Source organism: Pseudochryseolinea flava, from assembly GCF_003286915.1.
In the GTDB taxonomy this organism is placed as follows: domain Bacteria; phylum Bacteroidota; class Bacteroidia; order Cytophagales; family Cyclobacteriaceae; genus Ohtaekwangia; species Ohtaekwangia flava.
This window is the reverse complement of record NZ_QMFY01000007.1, coordinates 99174-125068: the sequence shown is the minus strand read 5'-3', so window position 1 is coordinate 125068 and position 25895 is coordinate 99174. Positions and strand designations below refer to the sequence as shown.

Below are 25895 nucleotides of genomic sequence, written 5' to 3'. Positions count from 1 at the left end.
AGTGTTGGTATATAACTTTCTAGACGAAACTTGAAGTGAGAGAGGAATTCATCAAGTATCGCGTACTTCAATTACAATTCCCGTGCAATTGATAGCTATTCAAGATAGGAAAAAAAGAAGCATCACACCGATGATGACAATAACAAATTTTTCTTTTTCGATAACCCGTCGAATGTGAAGCCGACTTGTAGATGTGTGTCGTGTGCGCGTCATTGCAACTTCGCTATGATGTGTTCGTGATGTGTTTGCCTGGTGATGTAGTGATGATGTACTGACGAATGTTGATGTGTTTAAGTGGTACGTGTACGACAAATACACATTGCTGTTTGCTATGGTGTCTTGCGATCTTGTAGCGAAATTTGCGTTTCGCGGGAAAGTGCATCAAGTTCGATTTCTGCGGCTTTGACTTCTGGCGATACCTTGAGCGGTAATCTCACAATAACAGTTGTTCCGGCTGCATTGCCCTGCGGGTCCTTTTCGTCAATGATCCTCAAGTCAAATGCTGCATCTTGCTTTTTCATCAATGACATCCTTTCCCGGATAATCTTGATGCCCATCGACTGATATGTTTTCACGCGTTGTTTCTTGATCTTCGATGCCACTTCTCGACCAATACCGTTATCGTTGATTGTACACAATAAAATGCTCTCACTTTCGAGTCTAAAAGAAACAGAAAGATTGCGGTCGCCCTTTTTATGCATCAATCCATGCCACAACGCATTTTCAACAAATGGTTGAAGTAGAAAGGAAGGAATCACTATCTCTTCTGTATCGATAGCATCGTCTACATTGATTTTATAGTGAAATTCTTTGTCAAAGCGCATCGACTCCAGCTCTAAATAAAGTTCAAGCAGCGTGAGTTCTTCATCTAGTGGAATGTAGTTTTTGTCAGATGATTGTAAAACTGTTCGGAGCAGTTTTGAGAACTGATGAAGGTAATGCATCGCTTCTTCTTGCTTATCAACGACGATCAATTCCTGAATCGATGTCAAGCAATTGAAAATGAAATGCGGGTTCATTTGTGCAATAAGCGCCTTTAATTCAAGTTCAGCGATGAGCTTATTGATTTTAATCTTTTCTCTGATACGCTTACGAATAATGTTGAGGATCGTGAGCGCTACCGTGAAACCCAACAGTGCTAAGAACGTTTTGAACCACCATGTTCCCCAGAACGGCGGTCGAATTGTTATTTTGAGTAATGTACCCTCGTTGTTCCAAACACCGTCGTTATTCGAAGCGCGTACTTGAAAGGTGTATTTACCTGGATCTAAATTCGTATACGTTGCAGAACGTTGGTTGCCAACAACATTCCATTCGTCTTCAAAGCCATGAAGCCGATAGGCGTATTGATTCTTTTCTGGTTGAATGAAGTTAAGTGCAGCAAATTCGAACGTCAACATGGACTGATCATAGTCGAGCGAAATGTTTTCAGTCTCGTTGACCTGCATTTTCAATGGCGATCCTTCTCCGCCCGGCACAACTTCTTTATTGAATATTTTGAATCCAGTAAAGGCTACTTGCGGCGGATATTGGTTGCTATCTACTTGGTTGATTACTTCCGGTACAAACAATGTAAAACCGTTGTTCCCACCGAATAGAAACTCGCCGCGTTGGGTCTTAAAACACGCGTTAATGTTGAATTGATAATCTTGTAACCCATCGCTAACCGTATAGCTCTTGAAGGTTTTATTATTTCCATTCATGCATGCTAACCCTCGACCCGTGCTAACCCATAAGTTGTTATTGTTGTCGCCAAGAATTCCAGAAATAATATTATCAGGCAAACCATCCCTTTCACTGAACGATTGAAATGTCGATGACGCTTCATCGAAGAGATTTAAACCGCCAGAAAACGTTCCGATCCAAATATTTCCTGCATGATCTTGGTTTATGGTGCGTATCCAATGATTACTCAAGCCTTTTTCTTGTTGCTGATCACTTTTGATCACAGCAAATGCGCTGTAAGGTTTCTCTAGTAGATTAAGCCCTGCTTGCGTTCCAATCCACAGTCGTTGTTTGTCGTCTTCGTATAAACTTCTAATCATATTATTACTAAGATTAGAATTGTTGATGTCCAAGTACGTGAACTTTTGTTTTTCGGAATCAAAAATGTTCAGCCCCCAATTCGTGCCCGCAAGAATTCTTCGCTTGTGATCCAATAGTAGGGTCCAAATAATGTTGTCGCTTAATCCCGAGCCGTCTCCAGCTTTATACCGAATGAATTTCCGTTGCTTAGGAAAATAGCGAGAGATGCCGCCAAGGTAGGTCCCGATCCAAAGTGTACCGGCGTCATCGAGCAATAACGATAATACACGGTTGTCGCTAAGACTGTTTACGTTGTGTTCTTCGTGGTAATAATTCTCGAATTGACCTGTAACGCGATTGAAGTAACAAAGCCCGCCGCCATCGGTTCCTATCCACAGATTTCCATTTCTTTCTTCTGCAAATGAGGTAATCGAACTATTGCCGTTAATAGTTGGCACTTTGTAATGAAAGAATGCCTCTGCATTTTGATTGAAAAAATTAACACCACCATTATAAGTGCCAACCCAAACACCGCCGCGTTTGTCGCTACTAATTGATCGAATGACATTGTTATTAAGACTCTTAGAGTTATAAGGCGAGTGAACCACGTGGTGAAAAGTATTTGTCTCCGGATCGAAAATATCGATCCCTCTTCCATCAGTACCGATCCATAGTCGACCATCTTCGTTTACCCAAAGTGTTGGGATGAGGTCACTTGATATTCCTCTTGGATCTCTCCTGTCGTATTTGAATACTTTAAAGTCATTGGTAGTCGGTTGATAGAGATTTAATCCTCCGCCGTACGTTGAAATCCAGATGCGACCTTTTTTATCTTCAACAATTTTTCGAGTGCTATTTTCACTGAGTGAATGTGCCTCAGTATTGGAATGCAAAAAATGTTTTATGGTTTTTGTTTTGTGTTCGTATAAGTATGCGCCATTCGACGAGCCTATCCAAAGGTTGCCTTGACGATCTTCGATTATTGAAGGTATCGTGTTGTAGATAAAATCTTTCGCATTGAAAATCTCTTTAAATGGCTTGATGAATTTCCCATTGTCAAAAAGATAAAGGCCGTCGTCACTTCCGACCCACAATTGTTTTTTTCTATCTTGATATATGGCGCGTACGGGAATGCCCTGAAAAAAATGTTTATCAAAACGATCCAATTCACGATTGTAAAGATCTAATCCACGTTCTGAACCAACCCACAATTGTTCTTCAGCGTCTTCAAAGATCACGTACGTGATGTTCGAGCTGATGGTAATGGAATCATTCTCTTGCCGAAAGTTGGTGAACGAATAACCATCGTAACGCCCCACGCCATTCTCGCTAGCAATCCAAATAAAACCACGACTGTCGCGAATAATACAATTGACTGTGTTACTGGAGAGGCCTTCGTCTACTGTGATATGATGAAACTTAATATCTCGCTCTTGGGAATAGAGCTTAGTTGCATTCAAGAATAGAGTGCATAGGATGAAAAAGAATATTTCTTTTTGGAAGGAGTACATACTCCTGTGGTTTAGGACGAGAAATATACTTGATAAAAATTGATATGATGTTCAAAAGAGAGAAAGAAAGTTTTGAGGGAGGGATTTTTTTTGATCACACATCACACACTGTGCCCATTCGGGGATGGTTGATAGCTTTTAATGAGATCGTGGAGTCTTGTTTTTTCTACGCCTAGTTTTTCGGAAACCATTGTGATTAATTCCAATTCAGCAGGTGCAAAATATCCGTCGATCAATGCAACCTCAATCATCTCTTGCAATTGTTTTTCGCGATCATGATGATTTTGCGGTATTAGATATTTGTATTCGTCGGCTTTGTCAAGCATAACTGTAAAACGATCTAACGGGATACCGCGCTCGTATGCGATCTTTGAAAGCGCCACACGTTCAACGTCTTCAATTTTTCCGTCGGCTGCAATAAGCGACACTAAATTTCTGAAGTGTTCGAGTTTAATTGGGTCTAAGGTCATTGGTCAGGATTTTTAACAGTATCGAATATAATGATAAATATTAGCGTTAAAAACTTTTAAAATGGAAATGCCATTGAATTACAACGGCACGGATATGGGGCGTTTCTGGCTGCGAGAAAGCAAAAAAAAGAATCCCTGGTTCTGGCAGGGATTCTTTGTTCCTAAAAAATAGGCCATTGCTACTCCATTCTCAAAGCATCAGATTTGCGCCCTCCCATATCGATAACAATATGTGAGATCTTTTCTTCTGATTTTACGAAGGAAAGTTTGGCATTTAATTCTCTTACTACATAGTCGAGTTCTGAGACCGGTAATAATTCAAAAGTTGGCTGATTCGTTGCTTGCGCGAGAAGCTTGCCGTCACTGGTCGAAATCGTGATGATCAGGTCTTGAAATTTGTACTTGCCCTCATACTTCTTCCATATCGCAGGATCTACTTTCACGATAGTCTCTTCTTTTAACTTGTTGACTTTTAATTTTTGACCGTTCTGCTCGAAATCACCATGTGTAACTTCTCCCTTTTCGTTGCGGACAAATTTAATTCGCGCTGGTACCACCTTCCAGAAATAATCATCTTGTCCTTGTGGAAAAATCGGAAAGTTGGGTTGACCACTCAGTTGAGCAAATAAATTGTTGTCTTTCGATGTGATGATCATTACGGCGCCATTACCAAAATCGTAACGTCCTTCATAAGCTTTAACATCACCCGTGGATGCGGACTGCGCAAACGAACTTTGTTTACCTAGTTTATCCCAAATAAAATATTCAGCAATTACACTGGGATTAAATTCGGAAACGGGAGGCGATGTGTTGGTGAGAATTACAACGGTGAGGTTATGCGCAGGAAGACGTGATAGTTGCGAGATGAATCCGTGAAGTCCGCCGCTGTGTCCGATAGATTCAGTGCCACGATATTCTGCGATTCCCCATCCATAACCATATTTTCCGGAATCCGGTGTTCGTCCATTGTTGAGCACAACCGAGGTGAATGCTGCTTTCATACTCTCCGGTTTTAGAACTTTGCCGCCGAATAGCGCGTCGTTCCATAGGTTAAGGTCGCCTACGGTAGAATATAAAGCCCCAGCACCACCAGCCCATGACATATCCCAATTCATAGCAAGTTTGTAACCGTCACCTTCCGGTTGATGACCATTCGCCTCTTCAGTAAGTTTCAGCGTAGCGCTGTGAATTCCTGTATTCTTCATGCCGAGTGGTTTAAAGAATGTATCATCGAGGTATTGTGCAAAAGTTTTGCCGGACACTTTTTCAACGATATAACCTAATAGAAAGTAACCTGAATTGTTATACCTGTATTCATCACCTGGATTAAAATCATAAGGATCATTTTTGAAGTATGCAAGCAAGGCATCGTTGGATATAGGTTTTGTTACGTGATCTAGGAAATCTGATTTACCCGTGTAACTGTGAATTCCCGATGTATGCGTAAGCAGGTGATGAATCGTTACTTCGTGGGCCCGCGGAAAATCAGGAAAGAATTTGGAGAGCTTGTCGTTCACACTAATCTTTCCTTCTTCTTGCAATTTCAAAATAGCAGACGCTGTAAACTGTTTCGTGATCGATCCAATGCGAAATTTAGTTGTTAGGGTTGCAGGTGTTTTTTTAGCGACGTCGGCTAGGCCGTATGCTTTTTGGAATAAAATCTTACCGTTCTGTGAAACCAATACGACTGTAGCGGGTGAAGGTTTTTTTGCAAGATGACTATAGGTCGCATCAACAAGCTGCTCACCGGTTAACATGACTTTCTGTTGCGCGCCTTTTGCCGTAAGAGCTGCAACCGCCTCATCACGTCCAGCTATTTTTGCTGCTTCGTAAGCTGTGATACCATTCTTGTCTTTTCCATTAACATCGACACCGGCCTCAATCAGTACCTTAATGTCATCGAGTTGACCATTGCGTGCAGCTTGTACTAGCTTTTCAGATAATGCGGTGTTGTCCATCACCCGAACAGCATAGCCCCATCCTTGTTGAAAATCTTGAACTTTTAGAAGGATGCGATTACTTCCTTTTACAAGTTTAACGGCAACCAAGTCTTGGTCTTTCGTAATGCCGCGGGGTATCCAATTGTTATGGATGAGTTTTTCGTTGTGCCAGATTTTAATTCCATCATCACTGCCAACACCGAAAAAAACTTGACGTTCGGCTTCACTTGTAATTTCAGCCCAGGCGTAGACAGCTGCATAGTCCGTATTCGGATACACGACGTCCAATTCTACAACGTCGTCTTGAGAGACATAAGGAGTCCATGTGAGTGTTTTTCCATTATGCTGAAAGCTTGGCAATGGCCTTCCGTCTTTTAATCCAACGGTTGGGATCATGTCTTCCTCAAAAAACTTCCGTTGTGTTTCATCATCAGGATTTGCCGTTCCTTCTTTCACGGGAAGTGGTCCTAAGATTGACCACGCTTTCATGAAGGAACCGAAGCTCTTCTCATTGTAGGTAAGAATGACCTTGGATGGCGACTTGTCTTTCTTCTTTTGTGCGATGCTGACCTCGACGATCATCAGCAATGCGACGACCATAAGGAAACTCTTGTGGATAGTGAAATTTTTCATGATGGTTGAAAGGGGATTTAAAAATGAATATAACGTATTGAACTAGCCAACAACAACGTTTCGGTCTACACAAATACTATTCCAAAAAGTTACGAAGAAGTAGTCGAATATTCTTGCCGAAAATTACAGCATTAAAAAAAATGATCACACTGGCGATGGGAACTTGTGCGCAATAGGCGAAGGTAAGTCGATCTGATGTTATCGCTTCCAGGGGCCTGTAATCGCGATGGTGAGTCCGGGATCTTGAATGTTTACGAAATACACACTGCCATCGGGAGAAAATACGCCACCGGCAAATTCTGATTTATAGCCAACGTTTTCTCCAAACTTATACAACTGACCGCTTGGGGTTACACCAATTAACCTTGCATGATGATGATCTTCGCAGAAGAAAACATCTCCCCATGGCGCGACGGTAAGGTTGTCGCAATTCTGTAACGCATCTTTATCTGGTGTTTCAATGAAAAGATCAAGCGCACCACCTTTGCTTCCATCCCCTTCATTCAAGCCTGGTCTATAGCGAAAGATCTGGCCATTCATTTCCTTTCCGCCATTGGTACATGCAAAGTAAACTTCGTTGTTTCCGAACCACATGCCTTCTCCGCGAGCAAATCGTGCCGCACCTTTTTCATAAGCTTGATAGCGTAGATCGTCATTGGGAGATTCGACGTCCTCTAAATCGACCCACGAAGTTTGAAACGTCTTTCCAATCGGAAATGATGTCGTATTTGATTTCCAGTTTCGTGTGTCACAACTTTTTTGTCCAATAATCGCCAACGCTTGCAATCGACCTCCTTGCAAGAGGTTTCCAGGTGATGTTGGGATGAAGCGATAGATTGCGCCGTCACCCATATCTTCTGTCAAATAAACGATACCCGTTTTCGGATCGACGGCAACGGCCTCATGATTAAACCTCCCCATTGCTTTGATGGGTGTTGGTGCCGCAAGCTGAATTTTTTCTGTAGCAGGTACGTCGAATACAAAACCATGATCTCGCTCTGCGTATCCATCGTAACCACCAATTTTTTCGGTCGTTTCTTCACACGTGAGCCAACTTTTCCACGGCGTTGGTCCACCGGCACAATTCCGCGATGTTCCAGCGAGACTTAAGAATGACTGCTCAACCTGTTGCGTTTTAGGATTATAAATGAAGGTCGTTGTACCGCCTAGCGATGGATATTTCTTCTTTCCCGCATCGTAAAATTTAGTGATGTCGACATTTGGTAATAGTTCGTTTTGATTTCCAAATGCGCCATACTTCAATTTATCTGGGTCATTTTCGTGATTACGAATCACGATCACCTTTCCTGCAGCACCGGCAAACGTACCCATACCATCAGGACGTCCTGGAACAAATAATCCATCAGACATTTTATCGCCTTGCTTTGAAATGATCTTATAGGAAAAGCCTTTTGGAAGATCGATAATACCCTTTGGATCCTGCAGCAACGGCCCATAGCCAACATCAGCTGCAGGTGTTTCAGCGTGCAGGCCATACGCCCATTGTTGAAGTCCTAAAAAACCTAAAGTAGCAATACCGCTATTCTTGATAAAACGTCTTCGTGATTGCATAGTGATTTTTAGTTAGTGCGCTACAAGGATACGATTTTCAAACATCTGATTCACCGCGATTTTAAATCGCCACCTGCCAAATCTTCCCAGCGATAGATCTGAAACGTCTTGTCGTCGCACATCGCCACAAATAAGCCGTGAGCAAAACCAGGTAGAGCAATGCTTGTAACCTCGCTCCCATCACTCTCTGTTGTCGACAAGGCTAGTGATTTGATCAACGCATGTTGATGCGGATTGCCATTAGTTCCTTCGCGCGTGAACACTTTAAAATGATTTGCTTGTTGATCTGAAACGAGAATATATCCTGTGCTGTCCGTTAGTTGATAAATTGAAATGCCTTCATGATCGGCCGCGAAACCTGTCGTTGCAAAGAGTGCTAACTCAATATTGCTACTGTCGGGGTGCGCATAATATTTTCGAACGCCAACACCTTCATCTGAATAGTACACATACCCGAGCTCATGATCAACGGCGATTGATTCAATTTCTTTTCTACCACTGTAATTACCAAATTTTCGAACAACTTTTCCCGTGATAAAACCGCTGCTGTCTTGTAACTCATATTGCCAAAGATATGTGCCACTGGTTCCATTCTTTCTTCCGACGATGGCATACGTAGTGCCTTGGGTTTGATACAACGAAATTCCCATGGGTGCGCGTAACGAATCTCCTTCAAACACTGCAATACCACCATTGTCAATGGGCCTGAGGTCAGGCAGGCTAAAGACGCGAATGGAGTTCGTATTTCGTTCCGTACAGATAGCAATGTCTACGAATTGGTTACCAAGTTTAACATGGTAAGCGATGTCGACATTGTTCGCACGTTTAATAGGAAATGTTTTGTCTTTGAGAATTTTGCCTTCAAGGTTGAAAACATAAAGCGCGCCTTCTCCTTGATCACCCCCCTTGTCAGTTCCAATGATTAAACTCTCGGATAAATTTTCTTTATTAATCCAGATAGCGGGATCATCACTATCGTTAAGTACAGGTTCTGTAATGATCGCCGGTTTTATAATCGTTGTGTTGTCTGTAGACGTTGACTGCTTACATCCCACTGCTGACAGAAGCGCAATCATGATATATTTTGTTTTCATGTGGTCGAATTAAAAAAATGAAAGACCTGTCCACCACAGACAGGCCTTGTTACCCAACAACCAATTATTCTTTAGTATCGAAAAGATCGAATTTCACACCCAGTGTAAATCGCTGACGGTAGTATTCCAATTGCGCAGTTCTAGCTTGAACACCTTGATAGTAGCGAAGCGGTTGATTTGTCAAATTGTTTGCTTCTGCGAAAATCCTCCATTTTGGAGCCACTGTATAAGAGCCATTGAAGTCGAGGAAAGTTTGTTTGTCGTAGTAGCGATCCTTGGATGACTTTTCTCCAAGTTCATCAACGTAGTCGCTGGTGTAGTTAAGAGATAAGCGTAATACAAGCTTCTTCGATTCGAATGACAGCGAGGTATTCAACATGTTTTTTGCGGTGCCGGGTAATCCGAGTTCTTCACCTTCACGCCCGGGAATTTCTTCGGCTTCCGATTTTGTGAACGTGTAGTTCGCATAGACACCGATACCTTTCCAGATGCCTGGTAAAAATGTTAGCTGACGTTGTAATGCAACTTCAAAACCCACGATATCGGCACCACCACCGTTACGCGGTTGCTCAAATCTTTCGAAGGTATTGCCGTCGTCATCCATGTAATCGTCGACCCCATAGGTGTAGATGATGTCTGTAAGTTTTTTGTAGAAACCACCGGCAGAGATGATACCAACGCTTTCAAAATATTTTTCACCCATCAAATCTAAATTCATCGACTGCGTTGGCTTTAACTTAGGATTTCCAATGCCAAGGAATTCATCTGTATTTTCCACGAGACGATAAGGAACGAGATCATAATAGTTAGGACGCGCCAGGGAATTGGTCCATGCCGCGCGGATGATCAAATCATCGGTTGCGTTGAACCGCGCGTGCACACTCGGAAATACATTGGTGTAATTGTCGGAGCCAGTTGCCTGCTGAATTTCCCCGTCAGAAAAAACGAAACCCTGGTAGTTGATGTCAGTATGCTCAATCCTTAGACCAGCTACGAACGAAAGTTGTTTTCCGATCGTCTTATCAATCATAGCATAACCGCCACTGATATTTTCTTCAGCGTTAAAATTCTCAACAATGCCCTCTTCTCCGGCTTCTAACTCAAATAAGTTTGGATTTCTTAGATCTAAGCTGCCAAGGTAGTTGGCCGTCGTAAAGGGACCAACGTTATAATTTCCAGCCTGAAAATCCGAGCTCGTCTGGTCCACAACTGGGTACTCACCCATACTTTCAAAATCTGGTTCTGCAGACCAAAACTTGTTGTTCCTGTACTTTTCTTTCAAACGCAGTCTTCCTCCGAACTTAATAACGTCTTTATCATAACCGCTATTGAGTGGGATTGTAAAATTCAGCTTGAAGTTTCGATCCTTCTCTTCTGTGTATTGGTCTTCGGTTGAGATGTCGTTGAGTGCATATGCTGAAGGTGACACGTCACTTGTTGGTGTGAAGTTTGGTTTTCTAGGATTACCGATATCAACAACACCGGTAACGTCCTCTGTTTCCCACGCGATGTAACGCTCGTCGGGTCTTTCTTCCGAAGCTTTTGCAAGCGTAGCCGACCAAGTTGTTTTTACTTTCCCAAAGATGTGCTCACCGGAAAGGCTTACATTGCCGGTGCGTTGATCTTCGAGACGTGCATCCTTACCACGATCGTCTCCACCTCCCTTTGTTTCTCTCACAATCGTCACGCCGGTAAGCTCGGCGCTTTCATCCGCTTGATATTCTAAATCGCGGTAGCGAAGTCTATATCGATTTTCCCAATCATCACGGTGATTATAAAGTCCTTTCAAAAAAAGTGTGTGATTCGGCGCAAGTTTAAAATCAAATGCTGCGGAAACACTACGACGCACGCGTTGTACATCGTACTTGCGAACTTCAATTTCTTCGACGAACATATTTCCGTCGTCGTCTTGTTCCCAAGTCGCTTCGACGTTGTCAGATCCAAATTTGTTATTGTAATAAGAGCCAGATACGATAATCCCGAGCTTGTCGGCAAAAAATCTATTACCAATGACAAGGCTTCCTGAACCAATTGGATTTTGTCTAATCAATCCATAGCCCGCAGCCGCTGTGCCTGAGATGCGTAATCCTGAAGGCGCGGAACGTGTGACGAGGTTTACAGATCCTCCGATAGCGTCAGCATCCATGTCGGGTGTAATCGCTTTATTAACTTCTATGGTTTGAATCATGTCAGCTGGAATTAAATCTAACTGAACCGAACGCGTGTCACCCTCTGCTGATGGAACTCGTTCGCCGTTCACCATGTACGAATTTAACGCCGGTGCAGTGCCACGAATAATTCCGAAGCGTGCTTCCCCTTGGTCGTATTGCATTGTTATGCCCGGTATGCGCTTCATGGCATCACCGATGTTTGAATCTGGAAATCTTCCGATCTGATCTGCTGCGACGATATTGGTAATGTTGTTGGCTGCGTATTGCTGACTTAATGCCTTAGCTTGGCCTTTCAATCGATCGCCCAAAACGACGACTTCACCGTCCATGGTTAGTCCACTGTTGAGCGTGATAATCACTGGCGTAATTACTGACGATTCGATTCTGACGTTCTGGTCAACGGGAGTATAACCAATGAATGAAACTTGGAGTGTGTAGTCGCCATCTGTAAGGTCGATCAAGATAAAGTCTCCGTTCACATCAGTGGTAGTACCGACATTGAGTTCCTTAACCAAGATGTTCGCGCCTGGAAGCGCCAGTCCCGATTCATCCAGAACACGTCCAACAATTGCGCCGGTAACTGCGTGTTTTTCAACGGCGGTAGCATTTACGATCGGGGCAACGATGAACGCTACTGTGACGCTCAAGAGTAACGAAATTTTAAGAAGTAGATTTTTCCGCATAGTGTGAGTTAGGTTTTGATGTTGAGCAATTGGAAACTCAACCATGCCGCAAAAATTCTTCTTTGCGAGCAGCAGCGGAAAACAAACGGGTTATGAATTCATGAAGAGATTGTGACGCCATGCCTGGCAATGTTATCACAGCATGAAGTAGCATTGAATAAACACACTCTTAAAGTGTTGCAAGTCAACATGATTATACAGAAACATTTCAATGAGATTATGAAATGCGGATGCTGTACAATTCTGCACAAACCAAATGTGCAATAAATCCGATGTAATCCTTATTACAAAAGTTCATTGAATTGGCTTAAGTCCTTGTAATTCAGTGAATAAAACAAATCAACCTCGACCGATATACATCATTTTGGCGTGAAAATTTGCACAATAAAACTTGTATTTTGTTAAAAAAATGAATTATCATTGTGTATAAGTACACAGCGTATGAGTGAATTTGAAAAGAAGTCTTTGGAAATGGAGCTTAAAGTCTTTGCCTCGAAGAATTTTGAGCGGCCAACAGATTGCAGGAACCTTGATCAGATCAGGTTCTACATTCGCGAGCTTTGCATGAAGATTGAAGAGTATCAGAAACATTTCAATTATGTTCCTGGTGTCGCATATGCGTTGTTAGCGCAGTATAATGCGCAGCAAAACACGATTATTCATAAAGAATTTTTACGCACATATTAAGATGTAAATGCGCACTTTATGCGATACATCCCCTCCCCCATTCCAATTCAATGTAGCTGGGTCTACAGCGCTACCGCCAACAAGTCGGGAAGGATGCAATACCATAAAATCAAACCCGGTCACAGTAAACAGCGCATCAGCAGATCTGAATTCATTAAAGCGTATAACGAAACGCAAATCATCGCGCTAAAGCCTTTACAGGCCGGCGGAAATGAAACGGACTTTCAAATGGAATTCTACGTGTAATGCGAGGGCTAATATTGTTCTTGCTCCTCTGTGTAATAGGTCTTTCGTCCCCCGGCAGTTGACTGAATAATCTTACCGCCTGTCGGACTCTCCTTTTTCTTTGCGTTGTGGATTGCAAGAAAATCGCGCACTTCACCGCTAATAATATCAGGATTGGATTTCAAAATTGCTTTCTCGGCGTTTGTCAGCACCGACTTAATTGCTTTGTCAAGTTTCTTGATGGCTGCATCGGGGATGTTGTTCGATGTTGAGAACGGAGAAATTCCTGCGACGTAAAGTATTTCATCAGCATACGCATTGCCGATGCCGCGAATGACATGTTGATCGAGTAAAACATTCTTGACCGCTGCCTTACTCTTATTAAGCTTCGTTTTTAAGAAGCCATAGTTCACTTCATCCGACATCGCATCCGGTGCATCTTTATCTTCCGGGTTCAACGTTGGTGTTGCTTGTCCTTGGAAGTCACTCATCGCGATGCCTGTGTTGTCAGTGAAGAGGAGTTCGATGATCGGAAACTTCGCTGTGTTCTTTTCTTCAAAAGTGTTCAACTTGCCACGAAGCATCAAGTGTAGTCCTAATACAGTTTTATTACCGAAGGTGAAATGGAGTTCCTTTCCTACACGGCTAATGGATGTGATCTTCTGATCTTCAAGTGCCTTTTTTAGTTCCTTAGTGGAAACATTTAGCTTCACGTCTTTTATCACGTCGACCTTTTTTACGGTCTTACCTTTAAGAAGCTTGGTGAGATTTTGACTAAAAACTTGTAAGTCGGGAAGTTCTGGCATAACCGTACATTTTAATGACTGCGTAAGAAAGCAAAAAATTGATGGACGCACAATTGAATAACTAAACATAAAAAAAGCCGACGCAGATTTCCTGCATCGGCCTGTACATCGAAAGCAGTCTTTTAAAAACTGCTTACAATAACATCTTGTTTATTTTTCATGCGTGGTGGCGAAGGTTTGTGTGCTGCTGCTTCCTGTTTCGTGAGCATGCCAGGTGCGGGTCTGCTCTGCGGTAGAAATGCCGCATCGACGGTGCGCACTTTTTCTCCTAACACCTCAAGTATTATCAAATTGGTCGCCGCCTTGTTCGCAACCTCTACATCAGCAATGCCGACCACAGATACGGCTGTAATCATCCCCAAGTCATTTGTATGGTGTACATATTTGTAATTGGGGTATGACTCTGAAATCAAATACAGGTCATATGCTAAACTTTGAATAGAATCTTGAATAGACAAGTATTCAGCGGTTGATGCAATCAGTTTAATTTCACCCACGCGTTCACGTGAACAAGTGACTTGTGCTATTGTATTAAAACTTACGGTCAAGCAAAGCGTTGCGATCATTATACCACGCGAGATCATTTCTTTTTTTGTTTTCATCTTACACTATCCGTTCGTTGGTTGGACTCTCTGGTAGTGTTCGATTAAAAGGCAGTGCCAATTTCTTTGTCGACAAACTCGCCTATCTAAGTCTTCGGCCTGTGGAATCACATACACATTTTAATCTACTGCTCTATAATCTTGATGAGCGTTCCTTTCTCTAAAGGTTCCTCCAGCGACATGCCATTGAGAATAGCAGTCTCTTGAATCCGCTTCTCGCTTACAGAAAAGTCGCGCATCGCTTGTGCAAATGATTCGTTGCGTGGAATGGTTTTGATACGAATTCGTTCGGGTTGACGATTCAACTTGTCGCGATCAGTCAATACATCAAAATTTCGGATGGTCGATTGCAATATTGGCGCGTATGCATCGAACTGCTGACGTTGGGAAGCGCCAATGAACAAGTAGATACTGCCGCTGTAGTCAATTAAGGTTACATAGGTCCTTATCGCTTGGCCCTCCTGCTGCTGATCTGCAACCATCTCCACTGCGGGCATACCGTTAATGGTTCGCTTGCCGGACTCTACTATGTTAAGCTGGTATTTTTGAATCACAGAATTTGCAGCCTGTTCCAGATTATTACCGCCGGCTATTGTCATGATTAGCACAGCACCCCCGTCGCTAGCAGCCATTTGAACTTGTTGTGGCGTATTCTCCAAATTCCATTGTCGAGGAATCGGAAACTGAAATTTTAGAACTGGATGATAAAATACACCACCTTCTGCAAAGCCTTGCTTGGGATCCTCTCCATAGATAAGTCCATCGATCATTTTTAAATAGCTATCGCGTCCAACTTTCAGATTTGCTTTGGGTGTTTTCTTTTGCGCACTTTCCGCTGCCTTCGAAACTTTTCGCTCACGGTCACCAGGGTTAGGATGAGTAGAAAGGAAGTCGGGAACTTCTGCGCCGGACTTTTTCTGCAATCGATCTAACGTTTGGAAAAATGTCGCCATCTCCTTCGCGTCGTAGCCGATAGCTGTAGAATACTGAACGCCTAAATTGTCAGATTGACTTTCTGCGTCGCGTCCGAATTTTAGAAACAGTAAGCTAACACCGGTCTGCGCGATGTCAGCATAGCGTGCGAAATCATCGGAGATCACGGTGCCGGCGATAAGTCCAACTTGAGCAAGCATTGCCCGACTGTATTGCTTCGCCGAATGCCGTGCTGTGATGTGCCCAATTTCATGTCCAAGTACGCCAGCGAACTCTGCTTCGTTGTTGAAGTGCGCCATAATACCACGCGTGAAATATACGTAGCCACCGGGGACGGCGAATGCGTTGACAACCGGTGAATCAACGATCTGAAATTGAAAATCAAGATTTTTTCGGTGTGATATTGCCGCCATTTGTTCGCCTTTCTCTTGAATGAATTTTTGCAAACGCGCGTCTTCATAGACACCAAAAAATGCTTTGATTTCAGGATCCGATTGTTTTCCTGTAGCGATCTCCTGGTTCTCAGACATGAGCATCAAATCATTTCTTCCGGTCACAGGATTTTTTGCGCAGGAGTTCACGATGAGGCCGACGACTACTAGCAGGCAAGCGTGCCCTTTTATTCTTAGACTTGACATGGGTATACTTTTACCAATTGGTAAGAAAAAGTCATACCCGAAAGACGAACGGATAGGTTTATGATCCAGCCGCGTGCTATTTAGCTGAAAGTATTATCGTATGAGATTGTACTTCGCGTCTTTCGAATCAAATTTTGCGCGATAGCGTTCTTTTACTTTCTCCTTCACCTGCATTCTACGTGTGAGATCGCAGATCTTCCAAAGAAGATAATAGTGGTCAGATTTATTCGGATCAAAATTCGTTTGGTTGTTTAAGAAATTAAAGGCAACCTCACCGAGCTCTTCCACAGAAATGTTGTGAACGAAATTATTCACCTGACGCATCTCTTCACTATAGTTTCCCGTGTATGCCGGGACCACAAAATTGAATATTCCTTTTTCATGAGCTTCTAACAAATCGATAAACACTTTTGCTATTGTAGTGACGAGATACTTATTCTTTGGATAGAGATTAAATTGCTGCAACGCGAGAAACAGGCATCGATCATACAAGCGATTGTGGTATGCACTTTCAATGGATTCGAATTCTGCAATCGTGATGGCTTTGTTCACAAAAGCTGTTTGTTGAATGTTCAACGGGCGGTCATGATTCGTGACGCGTTCGTGCAGTATCGACCTGCGCATGAGTGCATCGGGATGGGAATCGATTGAGTCATTAGAAAAGATATAGGTATTCGAATGCTTTTTGCTAAAAACGCGTGGTCGTTGTGTCAGCCAAAAACTTTTAAAAGGAAATTTTGAGAAATTTAGTGAACTGAATAGTCCGTCGGCAATCCGATGTTTTAAATATGTTCCAGAATCCAAAAGGGCAAGTAAAGTAGCGGCCTGATCTTGGTTATATCCAGCATTTTTAAAAAGTACAAAACCCAAGGAATCTGCCTCTTTTTCCCGCGCTCTGCTGTATCGTCCGAAGGTATAAATGAATTTTCTGACAGAATCTATTTCTTGTATCGTCACTTTATCATTTTCCAGTGTAGACATACTTCGTTTGATAGCCCTCGACTCACTATTCTCGACATACTGCGTGATACGTTTTCTAATGTGATCTAGCTCGAAGTGAGCCATTTCATGGGCGATTGCAAAAGCCAGTCCACTTTCATTTCTTATACGACCTAGCAGTCCCACATTCACGATAAAACTTCCATCCAAGTGACAGAATGCATTCACATCCGGGTTTTTGAGAATTAATATTCGCTTTGGCGGATGTTTGACGTGGTTGTTGGACGTGATTCGGCGCAGTACCGATTGCACCAGTGTTTGAAGTGTATCGTCGTCAATGAACACACCCTCTTCTACTTTTTCAGTTAGGTATGCAGTGCGTTCTATGTAGAATTGTGTGATCTCTCCTCTTTTTCGAGACTTGATACGATCAAGTTCTTCCGGTAACTGCTGTAGTATCGAATTGATTAATGCTTTCGAATTTTTATCGTATGTCTTTCGAGGAGTATAGTCATTTACTACCTGCGCATGGCTTGAGGCGAAGCAAAACAGCGCAATGAACATCGTCAAGGATACGTTGTGAATAAGTGCAATCATTGGGATGAAACTGATGCCCGCGTTAAAAATAGCGAAATTAGCTATACTTTAACGTTGGCCCCATACATTCATTGTTGCTGTGCCTGTGTAAGCTTTGTTACTGACGCTCTGCTGACGGTGATCGATCTTCTTGCCGGGATCTGTATTCATACATGCCACGTATGTTATGACTAAAGTAGCTGTCTGGAGATTCGGCGCTCATAAGTGCAGTATGCTTCTCGGAGGGAACGCCTAGATAGTCGTGGATTTCGCCGTGGTCAAATTCTACCTCTAAGATTAACTCTTCTTCGTCGTAGCCCACAGAAATAATATTTGGAGATGATAAAGGTTCGCGTTGCATAGCACTTGTTTGAGCAAGTATCTAAAAACCGGTGCCAGGTTGAAACTCAGTTTGAGAAAACTTTTATGATTTTACTACTAACAAAAAAAGGGCGAGGATCTCTCCTCACCCTTCGGCTTTAACAGCGTAAGTGGGTCTTTACTTCTTGTTAAACCGTTTAGTCTGGCGGTAGTTTACACTCTGAAGTTTCAGATAGTATACACCACTAACCATACCTAATGTATTTGTGTTAATTTGATATCCCTGGATTTGATCCGCGGATACCTTCACGCGATGAATCAATTGTCCAAGGGTGTTCACTAACACGAGCTCAACGTCTCCTTCTATTTTCTTGCCTGCTACGTCGATCGTCAATTGATCTGTCACTGGCACTGGGAAGATTGAAAGTTCAGTCGTTTCAGCGTTGAATCCCTGCGCGACTCTTGCGCCAGCACCACCATTCACAATGCTAACGGTTGCTGTTTTACCGAGTCCGCGTTGGCCTTGACCGAAATTCTGTGTCCACGGTTCGCCGAGCAATGTATGCGTGCCTGTCGCGAGCGTTTGTAAAGCCTGAGATTTTAGGTCATAGGTAAGCGTATTGTCAATGTTACGCTGTGTGCCATCGATCTTAAATTTCACACTCCCTACAACGTTCGGCGCGGTGTGTGCTCTGATGTTCAATTGTGCGAAATCTGAACGGCTAGCGTCTATGGTAATACTGTCGCTAAAGTCTTGAACAACAACACCGGTCGAAGTATTCACCAAGCTGAAGTGTGTAACCACGGTCGATGCGTTGATGATTTTTACAATCGCTGTTTTAGCAATACCACGTTGACCATGACCATACGCTGATGTGAATGGTTCGCCGAACAAAGTATATTGTCCCACGCCGAGTCCAGACAAATAGTTTGTCTTCAGGAAGTACTCATACGTATTGTCAATATTCTTCTGCGATCCATTGACTTTAAATTTCACACTACCCACTGTAAGTGGAGATGCGTTTGCGCGGATATTGAGATCATTGAAGTTCGCATCAGCGCGGTTCAAGGTTACTTCATCCGTAAATGTCGCAATCACTTGGCCTGTCTTGATGTTTACAACACTAAAGCTCTTCACGGCAAACTCGAGTACTGACAGATGCAACGTATCGATATCGATAGCGCCACGAGCGTCTGTTGCTGTCACGATGATATGATACTCACCGGCGTCACCAACTGTTGGTTTGATGTCATATGTAGCGGTGCCATTTCCAGAGGATGCAGCCGTTACGAATGCTGGCGCTCCATCGATCGTAATGGTTACCAGAGAATCATCTTCGTCAGTTGCGGAGATTGTCACTTGTGCGATTTCCTTTTCGAGTACGGTCAACGCTGGAATCGGCGCTAACACCGGTGGCGTGTTTGAATCTACGGTTAAGAACACTGGAACTTGAACCCAAGGTGTAGCTGGGTCGTTGCTGGCAATATTCAACGTATCTGCATAGTTACCAGCGTCAAGATCTTGTGCGTTAAACGTTACAGCAAGGTCGAGCGAAGATCCACCAGCAACTGTGCCTGATAATGGTGTAACGGTTAACCACGGTGCAGCAGGCGTTCCGTCAAGGATAGCAAGGTTGTCGATATCAATCGTTGGACCAGCTTCTTCCATGAGAGAAAGAATAACAACTTGTTCGATATCACCCGCGAATGCTTTACCCGTAAACACTGGTGCATTGTTGATATAGATCGTGAATACCTTCGTTGCTCTCACAACATCAATTCTGAGGTCGGTGTATCCCGAAGGCCATGTACCCGGAACCGTTTCATATGTTCCGCCGAGGGTATCAACAAGGGTTCTCATGGAACCATTTGGACTGATTTCAAATCTCGTATTCACCAGACTTGCACTCGGTGATTGTGGGATCACTTGCCATGTAACACCGCTACCGTCGATATTAACTTTTAAAGTAGTAGAGGAAATGGCTTCCGTTCCAATGGTAACTTCTGGAGAGAATGCGAGAGACTGACCGAAACCATCTGCTACGCCTCTAAAGTGTTGCGCGCCAAACGCTGGTTTCTCGGCTTCTACTGTCCAGTTTCCGAATTGTCCCGCCCAGTCTAATTGACCATTGATGTTGCCGGTTGCAAATTCTTCGAAACCTGTGCCATACAATTCTGTTGTTGCCAACTTACGTGCACCGTTTGTGATAGCGCGACTATCTGTGTCTGCAATCTTTGTTTGTGTCGGTGTAATGCGGGTATCCTTCGACACGATCCTTGCTTTTGCTTCCTCTGGTGCTCCAGCACTAGAAGCTGCTTCAAGTGCAAACTTCAAAGGACTTTCGCCTTGGTTAGAGACCTTAATAATTTGTGTGGCGACTTCACCAACAAAGAGCTTCTGCTTTAAATCATCAGGTTCAACGTTGATTGCGGAAGGTCTAAGAACATCGAGCGACGCTACGATTCCCACGAGCGGTGAGTTGCTGGCATTGCTGCGAACAAGAACTCCTGCAACATAGAAACCAGGTTCGATATCTTCGGCGTTAAACAGTGCATTGATTGTTTCTGTTCCTCTTACTGGAACTGATCCCGACGCAGGTGTCACCGAAAGCCAAGCACGTGCATCACCGAGGATGGCGATATCATCGATTTGTGCGTACCAATCGAAGTCACCGTCTTGTGGATCAAAGTAGTGCCAGCGTACACGGAACGATGTAGCGCCTGCCAAGAACTCATCGAGTTCAAGACTCACAAATTCACTTTCAGTACCACGGAGCGATCCATGATCTTCATTCCAGCTAAGTACATTGGTCCATTCCGATGCTCCTGCTACTTGAATGTCGAGATTCAAGAAATCACGATTCGCATAATTCTGATAGTTCGCGTTATACTGAAGTGCGATGTTTTTGTAACCTGCAGCATCGATCCAAGGTGAAATCAATTCCGTATCGAACTCAAATTCACCGGCAGCATCGCTACTCGCAGTTGCCGCTTCGCCAGTTCCGGAATAATTTCCCTCGCCCCATGCGCTCGCGAAATTCCAAGTAACACCACTGCCTGCATTGTCGACTACGCTCCAGTCCGATGGTGGGAATGTCGCGTCTTCAAAATTCTCTGTAAAGAGTGGCAGACCAGTACGGATTTCCAATACAGGTTTCTGTTTGGCTGACTCGCGTGACGCGCTTATGTCTTTAGCAACTTTACTAGCTGTGCGTGAAAGCTCTTTTGTAGAAGCAAATTTACTTACTGGTGATTTCGCAAGTTTCTTGATGTCAGTATCGGCGCCAATAACTTGTAAACTATAATCCAATGGATTACCGCCCGTGTTCTTCACATCGAATGTTAATACGGTATCCTCTTTGTAAGCTACAGATGCTTGAAGCACCGTTGGATCTACAGCAATAGCGGGTTCTCCAAACACGCGGAATGTTGTTGGTAAGGTTAATTCCTCGTCAGCAATATTCACGACTACGGCGGAGCTATACGTACCAAACTCAAGTTCTGACGCATCAAATGTAACCGTTACTTCTACGGATTCTCCGGCGCCCAGTGTACCCACATTCGGCGCTACGCTAATATAGGATGGTGCGAAGTCTCTGGTGCCGTCAATAATTTTCATATCGTCGACATCGAAAGTAGGCCCCGCGATTTCCATCAACGAAAGTATGACAACTTGTTCGATGTCGCCTGCGAAACCAAGTCCTTCAAACACAACGGTTGTATTGAAGTAAACTTTGAATTTCGATGTGGCGCGTTCAACTTCTATGGTAAGGTCGAAATATCCAGTAGGGACTTCGGCTGATATTGGCGCGAATACCGGCGAACCAGATCCATCGTCGGTCATTGCACTTGCGCTGCCGTCAGGATTAAATTGAATTCTTGTATTGATAAATCCTGCTGAAGGAGATTGCGGAGAGATTTGCCAGGTTACACCCTGTCCGGCAATGTTCACTTTCATTGTTGCGCTTGATTTTTCCTCGGATCCGATTGCAACTTCGGGTGAGAATGCACGAGATAAACCAAATCCGTCAGCCAGGCCTCTAAAGTGTTGTGCGGCACTTGATGGGTTTATTGACTCAATTGTCCAATTACCCCATTCACCTGCCCATCCGTCTTGACCAGTAATGTCACCTTCTGTGAAGTTCTCGAAGTCTGTTGCATACTGATCAACCGATAGCTGGGTTGAAGCGCTTCGCGCGTTGGCAACATTTCCAATCGTCATTGCCTTTGTACCATCGATGTCGATTTTAACACGGGCGTTTGTGGCTTGTGTACGTTTTGGCGTTGCAATTCTGGCCGCCTTTACCGGCGCAACCTTTTTGACCGACACTGACGACACGCCCTTATCCACCACACTGATTTCATATTCGAAATCTCCAAAACCGTTATTGCTTAGCGTGAATGTTTCGGTAGTCGTTTCACCTTTTTCTGCTTCAGCATAAATTGAATCTGGTGATACCGTGAATTCTGGTCCGAGTACATCGAGGATAGCAGGCACTTGGACAAGTTCTGCTCCTGGTACATTTGTAGCAAGGTCAATTGACGCGCGATAATGACCGGCATCGAGTCCTGTTGCATCAAATGTTACTGTAAGGTCGAGTGCACCCCCCGCGGCTACTGTTCCGCTTTCAGGCGTAACGCTCACAAAGCCAGGACCGGAAAGGAAGTGAATCGCATTTTGATAAAGCGTAGGAAGATCGCCGCTCCATTGTAGCGCGCCACCATTTCCTAAACTTGGCAATAAATTTAGTGCAACTACATTGCTATTAGCCGCAACAAAGAGTTCTCCATTTGCCCAGTTTGCTATCGCTACAGCACCTGGCGCAAGTCCAACATTCTGAACGAAGCCCGCGTAATTCAACGTAGCAACACCAGCGATTACAGGATGGCTTGGTTGAAGTATTGTACCTAACGTAGTTGTAATATTGGCATCTGTAGTTGACGGTGTGAATGGTCCGTATTGCCCATCAATAAAACGGCCTGAAAGTTTCCAATCATCGTAAGAGTAATTGAATTCGTTCGAAATCACTTTTCCGCCGTTATCAATATAATTTGCTAACTCATCACCAATCTGCACTGGATCTACGCCGCCATTTTCTAACCATTTTGTATTGTTAGTCGTGATGACAATCGGATATTCAGCAATCGCTGCAGCGCTGAATGATGGCAGTTGAGATTGCGGATAGATATCTGCTTCAATGTCCTCGAATCCATCCAGAATTGTTTCAAGATCAGTAACGTCGTCATCCGGTGAAAGGATGAGTACGGTAGTAACCGCTGCACTTTGCGATACTGACTTCAGGCGAACGGATTGCGCGCCCGTAGTTGTATGCCTATTGTTTTTGCTAGCAGCTGATTTTGCTGATAATGATTTTGCTGGTATCGTTACCGTTTTAGCTACGGATGTAACAACGCCCTGGCCTGCACTAACTTCAGCTGTAAAGTGTAAGTCGGTACCGCCGGTATTTGTAATCGTAAGTGATTGCGTCGCCGTGTTGTCAGTGTTCAATTGTTGATACAGTGAATCTGGCGTAACTGAAATCGCCGGTGCAGGAACTACGACTACCCTACCATCGATTGTTAAGGGTGAATTGACAGGATCGTTTGTATATAACTTGATCGTTGTTGTCCATGTTCCGACACTGTCCGTTTCATAAATAAAATTCAGTTTGAATGTTTCAAACGGAGCTACTTTCGGATCTTCTCCTGTAATGAATTTGAAATTCGGATCTGTTGATGTTACGCTATCAATAGCAAGGGTATCTGATCCGTTGTTGATCAAATCGAGGCTTGCACTATAAGGTACATTGGGCGAATCAACGAGATACACCGTATCAAAATCAAGCGTTGTTACGGGAAGGTATGCAATGGGTGCACCATTGTTCGTAACCTGGAGTGTGATTGGATAATGTACGGTGTCCTGCGCTGGATCATTGGTGAAAAATATTGCATCAGAATCGTAAGTGCCAGCGAGTAATTCTATTGCATCTAATGTAACCGACACGGCGATTGAATCATGTGCAGCAACCGTACCCGCATTTGGAGACAGCGTTGCATGCGTGCCGTTCACTGCCCAAAAATTCAGCGGTCCTTCCCCGTTGTTTTTCACGGTGATCAGGCGATCTTTTTTCTGATTGGTAACAAGGGACTCCGTGAGCGACGAGGGAGTTACAGCAAATGATGGTGTAAAGTTCGTTGTGCCTTCTGCTACGTTTGAGATCGTTGATACATTACCAAAGAAATCCGATGATTTAATGGCGAAGTAGTACAACGTGCCCGGTGCAAGGCCATTGACAACAACTTGTTGCAAAGTACCCGGCGCCCCCGGTGTAGGCTCACCTTCAAATGCAGTAGCAGATTCAAAATTTGCTTCTGTGATTGGACTTGTTGAATAGCGCAGATCATATGCAAATGCAGCACCTGATCCACTGTCGATTGGCGCGGTCCAACTCACAACAAGCGATGTAATTTCTGCCGAATCAGCGGAAAGATTCGTGATCGCTAAAGGTGCAGCATCATCATCCTCTTGTAGCGCTGCAAAAGCATTGATTCTTCCAATACCAAGGAGGCCCTCAAAACCTGGGTTGAGTGCATCTACATTTTCAGCTGTAGAGGTTAATCTGTTTTTGATGATCTCCGGCGTGAATCCGGGGCCGCCGTATTTAGAAATGATCAATGCTGCAACGCCTGAGACGTGTGGGCAAGCCATTGATGTTCCTTGAAAAAATCCATATTGATTATTCGCCAATGTACTCAACACACCTTGTTGTGCGACACTGTTCGTTTCTCCACCAGGTGCAGCAACTTCTACCCAAGCGCCATAATTTGTATACCAAGCTTTCTGATCTTTGTGTGTCAAACCAGAAACTGCAAAACTCGCGTCGTAATAACCAGGGTAGTGTTGTTCGTTGGAATCGCTATTGCCTGCAGCAAATACGACGAGCCCTCCTTTCATTGGGCCGACTTGTATACCATTTTCATCGAGACCTGCTTCAGCAATGAAGTAGTCGATACCATCGAGAACGGCTTGCTCAAAAGCACCAGGATTTGTGTAACCCCAGCTGTTCTGTGAAATAACAGCGCCATTGTCTGCAGCATATGTATAAGTATCGGCAAAGCCTCCGTTACTTGTTCCTCCGAAGGCAGCACAAGACATAATGCGTACGCCATCGCCTGCGCCGGATCCTCCAGCGACACCAGCCACACCAATACCATTATTTGTAACAGCAGCAATAGTTCCTCCTACGTGTGTGCCGTGATTGTCCGGAGCAATTTCTCCAGTATCATCTCCAAAACCATATCCGTTGACGTCATCAATATATCCGTTGTTGTCGTCGTCAAGATTATTGCCGGGAATTTCATCTGTGTTAACCCACATGTTTGCTGCTAGATCGGGGTGATTAACCTGAACACCACCGTCGGTAACAGCAACAATGACATCGCTACGTCCCGTTTCAATGCCCCATGCTTGAAACAAACTAATATCCGCGCCCGCTGTTCCTCCTGTTTGTCCTGTATTGTTGTAGTGCCATTGCGATCCCAGCAACGGATCGTTCGATGCACCGGGCAATGTGCCCACTTGATTTTGCTTTAAGACGACGGGTCCGAAGTTCTTGTTGTCCGATCCAATAATGTGCTTTTTATAAGATGGCTCGGAAACAAGTATCTGCGGATGTGATTTGTAACCGTTGAGCGCTGATAAAACAGAAGCAGCTTGGTCAATTTGAATTTCATACCAAAGATGAAGTCCGTGACGACGATGTTTTGCTTCGAATTTTCCAGCAGGGCGGAACACACGTCGAATCGCTTTCGCTTTGAATTGTGTGTTCACTTGATCAAGTGATTGAATTCCCGTAATCAAGTTGTTGTTTGCATCGCGCGAAATTTTTGCGCTTTCAATTTGCTGCGCAAATGCTTCCGATACTTTTATTCGCACGACACCTTTGTCGAATCCGCTCTGCGACTGCGCAAAGCTTGTGTGAACAAGAAAGATCGAAAACAGCAATAGGCAGACCATAGCGGATCGAATCCGCTGCCTAAACAGGTAGTGATTTTCCATGAGGGATTTT

General features: G+C 43.9%; 13 protein-coding genes and 1 pseudogene. 2 read left to right on the top strand and 12 right to left on the bottom strand.

Features of this window, described 5'->3' with window-relative positions; genetic code table 11:
* Positions 1-329: 329 nt before the first annotated feature.
* From DQQ10_RS14825 to DQQ10_RS14800, 6 genes are all read right to left on the bottom strand, one after another.
* Entirely contained in the window at positions 330-3536 is a 3207-nt protein-coding gene (locus DQQ10_RS14825) for a ligand-binding sensor domain-containing protein (RefSeq protein ID WP_112747669.1), read from the bottom strand.
* Between the two features lie 101 nt (positions 3537-3637).
* Positions 3638-4006 carry a tellurite resistance TerB family protein gene (locus tag DQQ10_RS14820; RefSeq protein ID WP_112747668.1) on the bottom strand — a complete coding sequence of 123 codons (369 nt, stop codon included), beginning with the start codon at positions 4004-4006 and terminating at the stop codon, positions 3638-3640.
* A 179-nt stretch (positions 4007-4185) separates the two neighbouring features.
* Positions 4186-6579, bottom strand: coding sequence for a serine hydrolase (locus DQQ10_RS14815; RefSeq protein ID WP_112747667.1), 2394 nt, complete (start codon positions 6577-6579; stop codon positions 4186-4188).
* A gap of 198 nt (positions 6580-6777) precedes the next feature.
* Positions 6778-8151, bottom strand: coding sequence for an alkaline phosphatase PhoX (locus DQQ10_RS14810; protein WP_112747666.1), 1374 nt, complete (start codon positions 8149-8151; stop codon positions 6778-6780).
* A gap of 50 nt (positions 8152-8201) precedes the next feature.
* The gene (locus DQQ10_RS14805; RefSeq protein ID WP_112747665.1) at positions 8202-9245 is read right to left on the bottom strand and encodes a phytase; all 1044 of its coding nucleotides are present in this window, start codon (positions 9243-9245) and stop codon (positions 8202-8204) included.
* 64 nt (positions 9246-9309) lie between these two features.
* Positions 9310-12099, bottom strand: coding sequence for a TonB-dependent receptor (locus tag DQQ10_RS14800; protein ID WP_112747664.1), 2790 nt, complete (start codon positions 12097-12099; stop codon positions 9310-9312).
* Positions 12100-12540: 441 nt separating this feature from the next.
* Between DQQ10_RS14800 and DQQ10_RS14795 the strand changes: the two genes are divergently transcribed.
* Together DQQ10_RS14795 and DQQ10_RS14790 are read left to right on the top strand one after the other, a co-directional pair.
* Positions 12541-12786, top strand: coding sequence for a hypothetical protein (locus DQQ10_RS14795; RefSeq protein ID WP_112747663.1), 246 nt, complete (start codon positions 12541-12543; stop codon positions 12784-12786).
* 18 nt (positions 12787-12804) lie between these two features.
* Entirely contained in the window at positions 12805-13032 is a 228-nt protein-coding gene (locus DQQ10_RS14790; RefSeq protein WP_112747662.1) for a hypothetical protein, read from the top strand.
* Between the two features lie 8 nt (positions 13033-13040).
* Here the strand turns inward: DQQ10_RS14790 and DQQ10_RS14785 are convergent, their stop codons facing one another.
* From DQQ10_RS14785 to DQQ10_RS14760, 6 genes and pseudogenes are all read right to left on the bottom strand, one after another.
* Positions 13041-13817, bottom strand: a complete 777-nt coding sequence (locus DQQ10_RS14785; RefSeq protein ID WP_112747661.1) for a DNA-formamidopyrimidine glycosylase family protein — start codon at positions 13815-13817, stop codon at positions 13041-13043.
* A gap of 122 nt (positions 13818-13939) precedes the next feature.
* On the bottom strand, positions 13940-14419 hold the full coding sequence (locus DQQ10_RS14780; protein WP_112747660.1) for a hypothetical protein: 480 nt from the start codon (positions 14417-14419) through the stop codon (positions 13940-13942).
* A 125-nt stretch (positions 14420-14544) separates the two neighbouring features.
* A complete protein-coding gene (locus tag DQQ10_RS14775) occupies positions 14545-15990 on the bottom strand; it encodes a M48 family metalloprotease (RefSeq protein ID WP_165823940.1) in 1446 nt (481 codons plus the stop codon).
* A 93-nt stretch (positions 15991-16083) separates the two neighbouring features.
* Complete coding sequence (locus DQQ10_RS14770) at positions 16084-17526, bottom strand: M48 family metallopeptidase (RefSeq protein WP_112747659.1); 1443 nt, start codon at positions 17524-17526, stop codon at positions 16084-16086.
* A 208-nt stretch (positions 17527-17734) separates the two neighbouring features.
* Positions 17735-17866, bottom strand: a pseudogene (locus DQQ10_RS28420) (KTSC domain-containing protein); the annotation flags it as partial.
* Positions 17867-18004: 138 nt separating this feature from the next.
* Positions 18005-25885, bottom strand: coding sequence for a S8 family serine peptidase (locus DQQ10_RS14760; RefSeq protein WP_112747657.1), 7881 nt, complete (start codon positions 25883-25885; stop codon positions 18005-18007).
* Between the last annotated feature and the right edge of the window lie 10 nt (positions 25886-25895).

Excerpts from the sequence above, each read along its gene's own strand:
- DQQ10_RS14800 (WP_112747664.1), bottom strand. The coding sequence starts at position 12,099 with ATGCGGAAAAATCTACTTCTTAAAATTTCGTTACTCTTGAGCGTCACA.
- DQQ10_RS14805 (WP_112747665.1), bottom strand. The coding sequence starts at position 9,245 with ATGAAAACAAAATATATCATGATTGCGCTTCTGTCAGCAGTGGGATGT.
- DQQ10_RS14820 (WP_112747668.1), bottom strand. The coding sequence starts at position 4,006 with ATGACCTTAGACCCAATTAAACTCGAACACTTCAGAAATTTAGTGTCG.
- DQQ10_RS14785 (WP_112747661.1), bottom strand. The coding sequence starts at position 13,817 with ATGCCAGAACTTCCCGACTTACAAGTTTTTAGTCAAAATCTCACCAAG.
- DQQ10_RS14810 (WP_112747666.1), bottom strand. The coding sequence starts at position 8,151 with ATGCAATCACGAAGACGTTTTATCAAGAATAGCGGTATTGCTACTTTA.
- DQQ10_RS14825 (WP_112747669.1), bottom strand. The coding sequence starts at position 3,536 with ATGTACTCCTTCCAAAAAGAAATATTCTTTTTCATCCTATGCACTCTA.
- DQQ10_RS14790 (WP_112747662.1), top strand. The coding sequence starts at position 12,805 with ATGCGATACATCCCCTCCCCCATTCCAATTCAATGTAGCTGGGTCTAC.
- DQQ10_RS14795 (WP_112747663.1), top strand. The coding sequence starts at position 12,541 with ATGAGTGAATTTGAAAAGAAGTCTTTGGAAATGGAGCTTAAAGTCTTT.
- DQQ10_RS14760 (WP_112747657.1), bottom strand. The coding sequence starts at position 25,885 with ATGGAAAATCACTACCTGTTTAGGCAGCGGATTCGATCCGCTATGGTC.
- DQQ10_RS14770 (WP_112747659.1), bottom strand. The coding sequence starts at position 17,526 with ATGATTGCACTTATTCACAACGTATCCTTGACGATGTTCATTGCGCTG.
- DQQ10_RS14815 (WP_112747667.1), bottom strand. The coding sequence starts at position 6,579 with ATGAAAAATTTCACTATCCACAAGAGTTTCCTTATGGTCGTCGCATTG.
- DQQ10_RS14780 (WP_112747660.1), bottom strand. The coding sequence starts at position 14,419 with ATGAAAACAAAAAAAGAAATGATCTCGCGTGGTATAATGATCGCAACG.
- DQQ10_RS14775 (WP_165823940.1), bottom strand. The coding sequence starts at position 15,990 with ATGTCAAGTCTAAGAATAAAAGGGCACGCTTGCCTGCTAGTAGTCGTC.